This window comes from Pseudomonas hunanensis (assembly GCF_013393325.1).
Lineage (GTDB): Bacteria > Pseudomonadota > Gammaproteobacteria > Pseudomonadales > Pseudomonadaceae > Aquipseudomonas > Aquipseudomonas putida_P.
Map to the genome: position 1 here is coordinate 146,751 of NZ_QJRC01000094.1, position 12,501 is coordinate 159,251.

Annotated in this window: 10 protein-coding genes; 5 read left to right on the forward strand and 5 right to left on the reverse strand. The window is 61.2% G+C overall.

All coding sequences use genetic code 11. The features are described 5' to 3' along the window. Positions 1-44 precede the first annotated feature (44 nt). Positions 45-263: a DUF2970 domain-containing protein gene (locus tag DM807_RS16070; protein ID WP_012271636.1), complete on the forward strand. Its 219-nt coding sequence runs from the start codon at positions 45-47 to the stop codon at positions 261-263. A 268-nt stretch (positions 264-531) separates the two neighbouring features. Here DM807_RS16070 and DM807_RS16075 read toward each other — a convergent pair whose 3' ends face one another. Further along, the gene (locus DM807_RS16075) at positions 532-1,608 is read right to left on the reverse strand and encodes an ABC transporter substrate-binding protein (protein WP_060514138.1); all 1,077 of its coding nucleotides are present in this window, start codon (positions 1,606-1,608) and stop codon (positions 532-534) included. A gap of 213 nt (positions 1,609-1,821) precedes the next feature. Between DM807_RS16075 and DM807_RS16080 the strand changes: the two genes are divergently transcribed. Both DM807_RS16080 and DM807_RS16085 read left to right on the forward strand, forming a co-directional pair. Beyond that, complete coding sequence (locus DM807_RS16080) at positions 1,822-3,474, forward strand: nitrite/sulfite reductase (protein WP_012271634.1); 1,653 nt, start codon at positions 1,822-1,824, stop codon at positions 3,472-3,474. Further along, positions 3,458-3,952, forward strand: coding sequence for a DUF934 domain-containing protein (locus DM807_RS16085; RefSeq protein ID WP_012271633.1), 495 nt, complete (start codon positions 3,458-3,460; stop codon positions 3,950-3,952). Before DM807_RS16080 ends, DM807_RS16085 begins: the two co-directional genes overlap by 17 nt. 46 nt (positions 3,953-3,998) lie before the next feature. Here DM807_RS16085 and DM807_RS16090 read toward each other — a convergent pair whose 3' ends face one another. Next, positions 3,999-8,180 (reverse strand): NEL-type E3 ubiquitin ligase domain-containing protein, encoded by a 4,182-nt coding sequence (locus tag DM807_RS16090; RefSeq protein ID WP_179027571.1) that lies wholly within the window; start codon positions 8,178-8,180, stop codon positions 3,999-4,001. 204 nt (positions 8,181-8,384) lie between these two features. Here DM807_RS16090 and dkgB point away from each other — a divergent pair, with 204 nt between their 5' ends. Then, entirely contained in the window at positions 8,385-9,188 is an 804-nt protein-coding gene (dkgB, locus tag DM807_RS16095; RefSeq protein WP_069942803.1) for a 2,5-didehydrogluconate reductase DkgB, read from the forward strand. Between the two features lie 80 nt (positions 9,189-9,268). Here the strand turns inward: dkgB and DM807_RS16100 are convergent, their stop codons facing one another. Beyond that, complete coding sequence (locus DM807_RS16100; protein ID WP_060514139.1) at positions 9,269-9,742, reverse strand: hypothetical protein; 474 nt, start codon at positions 9,740-9,742, stop codon at positions 9,269-9,271. Positions 9,743-9,942: 200 nt separating this feature from the next. On the opposite strand from DM807_RS16100, the gene DM807_RS16105 reads away from it, so the two are divergent. After that, positions 9,943-10,407, forward strand: a complete 465-nt coding sequence (locus DM807_RS16105) for a nuclear transport factor 2 family protein (RefSeq protein ID WP_179027552.1) — start codon at positions 9,943-9,945, stop codon at positions 10,405-10,407. Here the strand turns inward: DM807_RS16105 and DM807_RS16110 are convergent, their stop codons facing one another. Both DM807_RS16110 and DM807_RS16115 read right to left on the reverse strand, forming a co-directional pair. Continuing rightward, a complete protein-coding gene (locus DM807_RS16110) occupies positions 10,408-11,763 on the reverse strand; it encodes an ATP-binding protein (RefSeq protein ID WP_179027553.1) in 1,356 nt (451 codons plus the stop codon). Next, entirely contained in the window at positions 11,760-12,467 is a 708-nt protein-coding gene (locus DM807_RS16115; RefSeq protein ID WP_041166455.1) for a response regulator, read from the reverse strand. Before DM807_RS16115 ends, DM807_RS16110 begins: the two co-directional genes overlap by 4 nt. Positions 12,468-12,501: the final 34 nt, after the last annotated feature.

Below are 12,501 nucleotides of genomic sequence, written 5' to 3' on the forward strand. Positions count from 1 at the left end.
TGCCTACACTGTCCCTGATTGCCTCTGATTTCCCAGGAGCCAACATGGACGATTCCAGCCAGGGCAAACCCCCGACCTTCTGGCAGATGCTGCACAGCATCCTCGCCGCCGCCTTTGGCGTGCAAAGCGGCAAGAACCGCGCCCGCGACTTCACCCACGGCAAGGCCAGCCATTTCATTGCGCTGGGGACGTTGTTCACCCTGGTGTTCATCGCGGTATTGATCGGCCTGGTGCAACTGGCCCTGCACCTTACCGCCCGTTAGAAGTGAAAACGCCTGCGGGGATTCCGTCCCCGCAGGCGCGCTTGCTGCATCACGGTCTAGAAGACAAGTCTACTGGTGGCTGACCCAATACACGGCAGTGACCACCACCAAAACGATCAGGCAGAGGATCGCCCAGGCATCGACGCTGCTGTCAGCTTTGCGGACCTTGGTTGAGTTTCCCATTGCATTGCCTCTTGTAGTGGTTATGGGAATGCACTTCACCACCAGCAGTTAAGACGAGCAATGCCCTTCACTCAAGCAGGGTCTTTCAATATTCGACCGGTGACGTAAGAAATGGGTAGCGGTAGCCCGGCGGCCGCCCTTCAGCGCTGTACCGCTGGAAATCGACGCCGTAATCGTCCCGTTCCAGCAGTTTCAGCCAGCGCTTGGCTTTGGCCTGATCGATCGCCTGCAATACCGGGGCACTGTGCTCGCGCAGCCCGTCGCGGTTCAACGCCAGCCCTTGAGCGTCATCGTGCAGCATAACCATCGCCCAACCGCCCAGGGTGAAATGCCCACCCATCAGCACGCTCAGGCGCCCATCGATACGCGCCCGCAAGGCCTCGGGCGAACTGTTGACGGCGCCGAACAGCACGTCGCGCCCCGGTGTGTGCCCAGCTTCCTCGAACGCCTGCATGGCACCAAAGGCCATCTCGTCATTGGCCGACCACACCAGCCGGGTGGCCGGGTAGCGCTCCAGTAACTGCTGGGCCTGTTCATAGGCGCGCTGGCGGTTCCAACCGCCGTACACCACCTGACGCAGGCGCACCTGGGGGAAGTCGGCCAGCGCACGGCGCATGCCCTCCTCACGCAACTGCGAGGCCGGGGTGGTCTTGACCCCGGCAAAGGCCACCAGGTCCACCGGAAAGCTGTCGCGAGGCAACTGTGCGACCATCTGGTGCAGCATTTGGAAGCCCGCCTGCTCGTCGTTACTCATCAAGGTCCCCAGTGGCTCGGCGTACTTGTCGGGCTGGGCCTCGATGCTGCGGACCTGGCTGGCGGTCAGGCCATTGTTGACCAGCAGCAGCTTCACACCCGTGCCACGTGACAGGCGCAGGATTTCCGGTGCTACGTACTGCTCGTTGACCAGCACCAGGTAGTCCGGCCGCTGCGCCCCACCCAGAATTGCCCGGGCCTGGCTCAGCGCCAGGTCGGCGCGGCGCTCGCTGTACTCCACCCGCAGGGTCATGCCCAGCTCATCCGCGGCGGCCTGCATGAAGCGGGTATAGCTGGTCCAGAACGTCTCGGTGGACAGCCCAGGGTTGAGGAACACCACCGAAGCCGGCTGCGCACTTGCCGCCAGTGGCAGGGCAAGACACAAGCTTTGGCACAGGGCCTTGAGCATGGGGTCACATCTCTGCGAAGCAAACGCCGGATTATAAACGCCTGGCTACGCTCAGCGCACAAATGGCAGTCAGTCTCACATAGTCCATTTGGTTCTTTTCATATGCAAAAACATCACTTTAGCGCATAACTGCAACCTGATATCGTTCCCCGGCTCCGTACCGGAGTGCGCGGCCGTGCGCGCGAATAGCTGCATGCCTGAGACAGGACTTTTATGTACGTATACGACGAGTACGATCAGCGGATCATCGAGGACCGCGTCAAGCAGTTCCGTGATCAGACCCGCCGCTACCTGGCCGGTGAGCTGAGCGAAGAAGAATTCCGCCCTCTGCGCCTGCAGAACGGCCTTTATATCCAACGTTTCGCGCCGATGCTGCGTGTCGCCGTGCCGTACGGCCAGCTGAACGCCACCCAGGTCCGCACCCTGGCCAAGATCGCTCGCGACTACGACAAGGGCTATGCCCACATTTCCACCCGCCAGAACGTGCAGTACAACTGGCCGGCGCTGGAAGACATCCCGGACATCCTCGCCGAGCTGGCCACCGTGCAGATGCACGCGATCCAGACCAGCGGCAACTGCCTGCGTAACACCACCACCGACCAGTTCGCCGGTGTGGCCGCAGACGAAATCATCGACCCGCGCCCATGGTGCGAAATCGTCCGCCAGTGGACCACCTTCCACCCGGAATTCGCCTACCTGCCGCGCAAGTTCAAGATCGCCATCAACGGCTCGCAGGAAGACCGCGCCGCCATCGAAGTGCACGACATCGGCCTGGAGCCTGTGCGCAACGCTGCCGGCGAGCTGGGCTTCCGTGTGCTGGTCGGCGGTGGCCTGGGCCGTACCCCAGTGGTGGGCTCGTTCATCAACGAGTTCCTGCCGTGGCAGGACCTGATCAGCTACCTGGACGCCATCCTGCGCGTGTACAACCGTTACGGGCGCCGTGACAACAAGTACAAGGCGCGGATCAAGATCCTGGTCAAGGCCCTTACGCCGGAAGTGTTCGCCGAAAAGGTCGAGGCCGAAATGGTCCACCTGCGTGGCGGCAGCACCACCTTGACCGAAGATGAAGTGCAGCGTGTGTCGCGCCATTTCGTCGACCCGCAGTACCTGGCCCTCGACAATGTCGACTACGCCGCCCAGGACGCCGAGTACCCAGGTTTCGCCCGCTGGCGCTCGCGCAACACCCGCGCCCACAAGCGCCCTGGCTATGTGGCCGTGACCCTGTCGCTCAAGCCCACCGGCGTTGCCCCTGGCGACCTGACCGACAAGCAGCTGGACGCCGTGGCCGACCTGGCCGAGCGCTACAGCTTCGGCTTCCTGCGTACCTCGCACGAGCAGAACATCATCCTCGCCGACGTCGAGCAGCGCCAGTTGCACGCGCTGTGGCTGGAGCTGCGCGAGGGCGGCTTCGCTACCCCGAACATCGGCCTGCTGACCGACATCATCTGCTGCCCAGGCGGTGACTACTGCTCGCTGGCCAACGCCAAGTCGATCCCGATCGCCGAATCCATCCAGCGCCGCTTCGACGACCTGGACTACTTGTTCGACATCGGCGAAATCGACCTGAACATCTCCGGCTGCATGAACGCCTGCGGCCACCACCACGTGGGCCACATCGGCATCCTCGGTGTGGACAAGAAGGGTGAGGAGTTCTACCAGGTGTCGCTGGGCGGCAATGCCGCGCGTGGCGCGAGCCTGGGCAAGATCCTCGGCCCGTCCTTCGCCCAGGATGCCATGGCCGATGTGATCGAGAAGCTGATCGCCGTGTACGTCGAACAACGTACCGAGGAAGAGCGTTTCATCGACACCTACCAGCGTATTGGCATCGACCCCTTCAAGGAACGCGTCTATGCAGCGAATCATTAAGAACAACCAGATCGTCGACGAAACCTGGCACCTGCTGCCCAAGGAAACGTCCTTTGACGAGCTGACCAACTGCGACGACTACATCGTCCCGCTGCAGATGTGGCGCGACCATGCCCACGTGCTCAAGGCCCGCGATGGCGGGCTGGGTGTGTGGCTGGACAGCGACCAGGAAGCGGAAGAGATCGGCGAAGACGTGCAGCACTTCCAGGTCATCGCCCTGAACTTCCCGGCATTCACCGACGGGCGCAGCTACTCCAATGCGCGCCTGCTGCGTGACCGCTACAAGTTCAAGGGCGAGCTGCGCGCCATCGGCGATGTGCTGCGTGACCAGCTGTTCTTCATGGCCCGTTGCGGCTTCGATGCGTTCGCCATCCGTGCCGACAAGGACCCGGAAGACGCGCTGCAAAGCCTGAAAGACTTCTCGGTGACCTACCAGGCCGCCACTGACGAGCCGCTGCCGCTGTTCCGCCGCCGCTGATCGTCCAGCCCCAGCGAACAGCCCGCCTTTCAGCGGGCTGTTTCGTTCATAGGCCCTGGCGCTCAATGGCCTCGCGGCTCAACTCAAGAAAAAGCTGGCGTTGCGCTGCCTCACGCTCTGCACTGATCTGCTCGGTTTGCATGAGGTAGTCATGATCGCTTAGCGCTTCCGATTGCTCGAGCAATGTATCCAGGCGCTGCTGGAACGGCTCGTTCATGCGGCTGAAACGCGCCGATTGGTGACTGCTTAAGTAATCTTGCCAAAAGGATCGATCGGCAAGCGCTTGAGCCAAGGATTGTGGCGTCTCCTCCCGCAGTACCTCGCTGCGGGCCGACTCCAGGTCTTTATGGCTAACCCCGCTTACACTCTCGTACGCCATATGTTCAGGCTGCGCTGGGAGGTCGAGGCTTTCAGCCAGTTTGACACGATAGGCCAGGTAAACTTCGACGGGATCGTCCGAGTAATAGTGGGCGATATGCCGTGCCGCTATCGCGTTTACCTTGTCCAGACGAGACAACGAACGCCCCAGCATCACCAGCGCCCGCTCCCTTTGCAAACCACTACTGGCCGATGCAGCCCTGGAGGCCATCGCGCCAACCTCCAGCTCGCTCAGCGTCAGCAGCAACTCGTCACTGCAACTGCGCGGCCGGCTAGCTTGCTCGAAAAGGCTGGCACGCACTTCGGCGTGCTGCTCGCACGCTTCGAGGATATGCCACACGCGCGCTTGAAGGTCACGGGGGCGTGCGTGGTATTCACGCAAATCCTGCAAATCAGCGATAAATTGGAACAGATCACTCGCCCCGTCCTCTTGGCGCAACAGGTTCCAACGCGCCAATCGAACTTCGCGTTGTGCCGCAGTAAACCCTGACAACCATGGGGTTGCGTCGCTGGCGTCAATCGATAGGTGAGTCGCTTGCGTACGCTCAGATGCCCCCGCTGCGGCCCTGGCCAATTGCAAGCGTTGGAGGGTTTCATCCGAGAGTGGATTGTCGTGCAGCTCCAGCCCCCCTAGCAAACGTAGCGGCAACATGGACAGCGCTTCAGGCAACGTCTGGATCTGGTTGCCACGCATGTCCAGCAACTCCAGATTTCCGTGCCTGGCCAATTCAGCTGGCAAGTTGCCCAGCCCTGTGTTGCGCAAGGACAAACGGCGCAGCAAGGGGAATGATGTCAAGGGTGGCAGCAGGCCCACAGGGTTGCCGTTGAGCTCCAGACGGCGCAGCCCCACAAGCTGGCTCAAGCGAAGATTATCGTCGCTGGAAAGAACGATCCGATTGCCACCAAGGCGTAGGTTCCTCAATTCGGCCAGTTGCTCGATACCTGCAGGAAGGCGTGTAAGCTGGTTGCCACGCAAATCCAGGTTACGCACCTTGCTAAAGCGAGCAAGGAAACCCGCGTCAAGGGCCGCCATCCGCATATCACGTAGGGTCAGGTGCGTGATATGGTCAAAAGCCACGTTCTCGGGCAAGGACGGCAAGTCACCCACTCTGTCACCCGCGATCGTCAGGTGATAATCACCCGTCAACTCCCCAGGGTTCATGCGCTGCCAACTCGCCATAATGCGCCTGGCAACCTTGATGCGACGCAACCGGCGAATAATGTTCAGCCCCGTTTCATTCCGCCAGCTTTGCAATGCCTGCTTGAGACTAAACTTGGCCCGTAACAGCTGGCTGACATGGTTCCACGGGTCAATCCCCCGTTGAGCCAGGTCTCGCAGATACAACTCCAGTTGCTCACTGCTCATCACTGGGAACACGTGATTCAAAGTACGCCTCAATGCCTGTCGAGTCCCCGATAGGTGGCCGCTGAGCGGATAGCCCAAACGCCCATCGTATAAACGCACAGGAGGGCGTATACCCTGCCCCACCTGGGCCAGCCCAATCAAACGGGCCGCCGCTTCACGGTCAGCAAGCGCTTCACGCCCAAGCCGCTCGCCCAGCGCGCTTTCCGTCATTTGGCTACCGCCGAGCAGTTGTAGCTGGCGGCTGTCCAGCTGCCGCATTAACGCTTGCAATAACCCACCCTGGTCAGCGGTAGGCAGTTCAACCTCGACCCCAGCCGGCCAGGGTGCGATGGCATCGATCAGCCCCCGCGCGAGCCTTGCGCTGTCGTCATTTGCGGCAGAGGCCTGGCGCAAACCTGCGCAGGCACGGTCTATCCGGCTGTCGCGCACCGCCCAGCGCGCCCGCTCCGCCAAAGCCAACGGTACCCGCCCTGCGCTGGTCAGGCTTTCCAGTTCGTCGCTATTTGCCCCTTCAACGATTTCCCATGCGCAGCGGTGGGAAAGGCTCGGGAAGTTCCGCATCAATAGGTGGTCCGCTGCCTGCGGATTGACCTGCCGCTCATTGAACAATTCCTCGAAAGCACCACCCCGTAATGCCGGGTAATCATGGTGCAATTGCTGACGCTCAAGGGCGTCGAGCAAGCGTGCCGGGGGTGGCGCATTTTCCAGTAACAAACGGCGCAGGCAATCTGCATCGAAACCGGTGACCTGTAGCGCAACAGACGCCGCCTCGTCGGACACTTGGGCCGTGCGGCTGGCAAGGCGGCGCACCATGTAAGCGGCGTCCTGCCAGCACTGCGGCTGCTCAAACTCATGCACCCATCCTCCGGCACCATTGTGTTCAAGAGCTGGTACATAGGCCCCCGGCCGCGTGGGGTGATGAATACGCAATGTGCCATCGCTGTGTTCGCTTACCTCATAGGTAGCATCGTGCAGGCGCCTCAGCGTTCGGCCATTTTCAGTGGCCGCCTGCCCAACGATCAAATTGACGCCATCATGCTGATACGCCGACAGCGCTGGATCGCACAAGCGTAACTGGCCATCCTCCAAACTCACCGGCACCATGGCATCTACGCGTGCCACTCGCTGGGCCAGCTTGCCGAGTGCCGCCGTGCCGGCGGCCGTCACCGCCCCCAGCGCCACCGTCTCGGCCACGTTGAACAGGTGCCCCAATGCGGCGTTGCGGTCGCCCAGTTGCCAATCCTGGTAGCCTTCGTACACCTCGTCCGCCAATTGCACTGCCGTCAGCCCAAGCAAGGCCTGACCCAACACCGGCACGAACAGCGCGGCCAGGCCTGCAATGCTAAGCCCCAAGTTCAGATAACCTTGTAAGCGTGCGTGGCGGTCGGCGATATCCTCATCCTCTGTCGACACCGCCAAAACCCGAGCGTCATCCAGTATTTTGTGGAGACGGGCTTTGCGCAGTGCGACGAACACGCCCCCCTCGACCACAAAGCAGCGGCCATCCAGCTCAAGCGGTGAACCTGTATCGTCTTGCGTGAGCTGCAAGTTCAGGGCCGTATGGAAGGCGACCCGATCACGCTCTGCGATAAAACGCTGGAAGTACTTGCGATACGCTTCGCTGCGCAAACGTACGCCAAGCGCCGTGTACAGCAGCTCCCAGGTTGCATACCCGCTCACCGGGGCATAGGGGTCCTCGGGAAACCACGCGATAACTCCTAGTAGTTCAGCGTGCTGACGCACTTCGATCACAAGTGCACCAATGACCTGCTTGCCCAGCAGCCTCAAGGTATGGCACTTCAACACAGTATTGTCGGCGGGCGACAAAGGTGCTGCGTTCACAATGCGAGCAATACGTTGATACGTCTGCTCGTCGATCTCACCCTTGGTCCTGGCGAGGATGGCCGCAGCGTCCAGGTTGGCGCTTGACGCCTCCTCCATGACTTCGGTGATCACCTCGCCTTCAAGGTGCAATTTCAAGTGGTTTTGATACTGCCGCCCGATATCGAGCCGTCGGCAGAGCTCGACGAATGCCTTCACGCTCAGCGGTAGCACCTGCCCACTCGCATCGACCAACTGTGACCCTGTAGCGAACCAGCCAGGCTGCGTTTCATTTTCGTGAAAGTTATGCAGCGCCGCTGAAAGAAGCACCTGAGTGCTGACAATTTGCGACCAATACAGTGGCAAGGAGGGCGCTATCGGCGGGTTCAGTCGCCGGGTCACCAGGGTGACCTGGGCCAAACGCAGGTCTAGCTGCGTGATCGAGTGCTCCGCGAGCGCGCTTGCAAGCAACGACTCGGCAAAGGTTTCCAGGGGGCTGATGGCTTGCAGCCGGGCGTTGAGGGCGTCCTGGGCTTTTTGTTGACGCAGCAACGCCACACGCAATAAAGCCAGGTGTTCGGCTGAAGCACCTTTGAGCCAACCTGGCAGTCGGCTGGCAATCAGCGCATCGATGGAGTCAGCAGGTATTACAGAAGTAGCCATCGGCAGTGTGTCCGCTTGATAAAAGCGGTAGCTGACCAAGTTATCGACCTGTTCAGGCCATACTTATGTAATGGAGACACAGCTTGACGGGCGATTCGTGCCTCCCGATCAAATGACTTTGACGCAGCGGCCGCTTATTCACTGCCTGCCAAACCTGCACACTGGCCATCACACGAACTTCCCCAACTTTCCAGGAGTAACCCCATGAGCGTTCCTTCATTCGGCCTCGGTACCTTCCGCCTGACCGGCCAAGCCGTCATCGATTCGGTCAAATCGGCACTGGCGCTGGGCTACCGCGTCATCGACACCGCACAGATCTACAAGAACGAAGCCGATGTTGGCCAGGCTATCGCCGAAAGCGGTGTACCGCGCAGCGAGCTGTTCATCACCACCAAGATCTGGGTCGACAACTATGCCGCCGACAAGCTGATACCCAGCCTGCGCGAAAGCCTGGAAAAACTGCGCACCGACTACGTCGACCTGCTGCTGATCCACTGGCCAGCGCCGGGCAACGGCGTTGAACTTACCGAATACATGACGGCCTTGGCCGACGCCAAGAAACTAGGCCTGACCCGCCAGATCGGTGTCTCGAACTTCAACATCGAACTCACCCGCCAGGCGATTGAAGTAGTCGGCAAAGGCGAAATCGCCACCAACCAGATCGAACTCAGCCCATACCTGCAGAACAGAAAGCTGACCGCGTTCCTGAAGGAACAGGGCATCACCGTGACCTCTTACATGACCCTGGCCTACGGCAAAGTGCTGAAAGACCCGGCCCTGGCCGAGATCGCCGCCAAGCACAAAGCCACCGTCGCCCAAGTAGCCCTCGCCTGGGCACTGCAACTGGGCTTCGCCGTGATCCCATCGTCGACCAAGCGTGAGAACCTGGCCAGCAACCTGCTAGCCCGCGACCTGAAGCTGGACGCCGACGACATGGCACGAATCGCCACCCTCGAGCGTAATGGACGCGAAGTCAGCCCTGACGGACTGGCGCCGATCTGGGACTGACAACAGCACGGGGGGGAGCACCGCGCGGGTGCTCGCCCTGTGGGTTTTGCGCTGACCAGTTGCTGGCAGTGGCTGGCCAGTCAAAAACGCACCCCCACATTGACCATCCCCGCCGCTGCCCCCAGCACCACGAATTCCGCCCCCAGCGGCCCCCAGTGCACGCCAAACGACGGAATGATCACCGGCGCAATACCAAAATGGTTCAACGGGATCTTGTCGTCGTACTCACCCTTGTAGCCTTCTATCAGCCCCCCGCTCAACTTCACGTACACGGGATAACGGTCGTTTTCCCAGACCTTGCCCAGGTAGGCATAGTACGAACGCTGGTAGAACGAGTTCTTGAACGTTGCCGCGCCCCACAGCAAACCATCCGTATAGACTCGTTCGATGCCGACCAGCTCCTGGTGGTTGTTGTGATCCGGGTCATGGCTCCAGTGCTTGGTGTAGGCGCTGGTCTGCACGTACCAGTAATCTCCTTCACGCTCGCCATCCTCGGCGTTTGCAGCCAGACTCATGATCAGCAGCCCTACCGCTGCAAATGACGTCCTGTTCATGTTCAACGCCTCATGGGTCAATCCAAAGACCCTAGCCAAGCCCAAACCATCACGCCAATGCAATGGCTTCGGGAAAGAGCTGTGCACCTACATCACCGTTGCACCTGGCGAAATTATGAAGTCCCCAGCCCAGGCATTCTCGCCACGGCGTTGAACCACTACGCTCCTACGTGCCCCTTCAACCCTTGGGAGTTACCCTGATGCCCCGCCCCCCCGTTCCCCCCTTCACCCAGGAAAGTGCCATCGAAAAGGTTCGCCTTGCCGAAGATGGCTGGAATGGCCGCGACCCAGCCAAGGTCGCGCTCGCCTACACCCCCGACACGGTCTGGCGTAATCGCGTCGAGTTCCCCCGTGGCCGTGCCGAGGTCGAGGCGTTTCTGACCCGCAAGTGGAACCATGAACTGGAATACCGCCTGATCAAGGAACTGTGGGCATTCACCGGCAACCGCATTGCCGTGCGCTATGCCTACGAGTACCACGACGATAGCGGCCAGTGGTTCCGCGCGTATGGCAACGAAAACTGGGAGTTTGCCGACGACGGCCTGATGTGCAACCGCCATTCGAGCATCAACGAGCACCCCATCAGCGAAGCCGAGCGCAAGTTCCACTGGCCATTGGGGCGGCGCCCGGATGACCACCCCGGGCTGAGCGAACTGGGCCTCTGATCACCCCAGCGGCAGTGTGACCTTGGCTTGCAGACCGCCATCGGGGCGGTTGCTCAATGTCAGGCTGCCGCCTTGCTCCAGCACGATGACCCGTGCTGCGGGCAGGCCCAGCCCCACACCGCCAGTGTCGCGGTTGCGTGAGCCTTCGATCCGGTAAAACGGCGCGAATACCTGCTCATGCAGTTCGGGCGCGATGCCCGGTCCGCGATCCTGCACGGTTATTTCTATCTGCCTGGCGGTTACCATCAACATCACCGTTGGCTCGCACCCGTACTTCGCGGCATTGTCGATCAGGTTGACCAGCACCCGTTTGATACCCACCGGCCTGCCGGTGTACACGCAGCGGCGTGGCCCGCTGAGGCCAACTTCTACGCCCGCATCCTTGAAATCATCCACCACGGTCAACAGCAGTTCGCCTAGGTCGAATGCCGTGGTGGGCTCCAGCCGAGCATCATCACGGAAGAACGCCAATGCGGCGTCGACCATTGCCTGCATTTCATCGACGTCCTTGAACAACTTGGCCTGCAGTTGGGCATCCTCGATGAACTCGGCACGCAAACGCATGCGCGTCAGCGGTGCACGCAGGTCGTGAGAGATGGCCGCCAGCATCTGGGTACGGTCGTTGAGGTAATGCCTGAGCTGCGCCTGGGTGGCATTGAACGCCAGAATGGCCTGGCGCAGGTCGTGCGGGCCGACCACCGGGATGGGTGGGGCGTTGAAGTCCTTGCCAAACCTGCGCGCCCCTTCGGTAAAGCGCTCCAAGGGTTTGGCCAGAAAGCGCGTTGCCAAGAACGCGACGGCAAAACTGGACGCCAGCATCAAGCCGAGGATGATCAGGTTGCGCGGCAGTTCATCCAGGCCCCAACTTCGGCTAGTAGCGCGAAACAGCACCCAGGACTTGTCGCTCAACTCGACCATCAGGGCATAGCCACGCTCAGGGGCGTATTCCGGCATGTCGGAAGGCTCGAATGCCTCAACCCTGGCATCCGGCCGCTTGAGCAAGGCGCGCAGAATAGGCGTGCCCTCGCGGAACTCGGCATCGACCAACACCGGGACGCCCGCTTCGTCATGGCGTTGCAGCCAGCGCACGGAGTAAGAACCGTCGCCCGCCGCGCCGGCAATATTGCTGCGCTGCGCTGCGGGCGCGGCATCGAGGATGCGAGTCACCGCTGCTACTTTCTCGATCACGCCACTCTCCAGCAGTGGCGGTTGCGCCCACACGCTCAGCAGCAGGCTGAACAGCATCTTGAGTAGCAGCAGGAACAACATCGCCGTCAAGGTGGTCAGGGCAATCCAGCGGGCAATGGTGATTCTTGGCTGCGGCACAGCCTGGCGCAGCCGGGCGAACAGGCTCATCGCCTGGCGACCACGGGTGTGAACAGGTAGCCGACGTTGCGCAGGGTGCGGATCAACGGCTCATTGCCGCTGTCGGTTTCAAGCTTGCGGCGCAACCGGCTCACTTGCACGTCAACGCTGCGGTCATAGGCGTCGTAGGCTTCGCCACGGGCCAGGTCCAGCAACTGCTGGCGGCTGAGCACCCGGCGCGGATGTTCGGCAAACACCAGCAACAGCTCGAATTCACCGTTGGACAAGGGAATCATGACGTTTTCCGGCGAGCGCAGCTCGCGCCGCACCACATCCAGTTGCCAGCCGGCAAATTCGAGGGCCGAGGCATGGCTGGTTGCACCTCCCGCCCCCTCGCCGGCCCTGCGCAGCACTGCCCTCACCCGTGCCAGCAGTTCACGGGCGGCAAACGGTTTGGTCAGGTAGTCGTCCGCCCCCAGCTCCAGGCCCACCACCCGGTCACTCAGCTCACCCATGGCGGTCAGCATGATCACCGCCACCTTGTAATCGGCCAGCAGCCGCTGGCACAGCACCAGGCCACTGTCACCAGGCAACATCACATCGAGGATGACCAGGTCCGGCACGCGCCGCTCAAGCGCCTGCCAGAGCGCATTGCCATCACAGGCCACATCTACCTCGTAGCCATGCTGGCGAAGAAACTTCTGTAACAGGTCGAGCACCTCGACATCATCGTCGACTATCAGCAAATGGCTCACAAAAAAGCACCGCAAACAAAGTAACCAAGCGGTA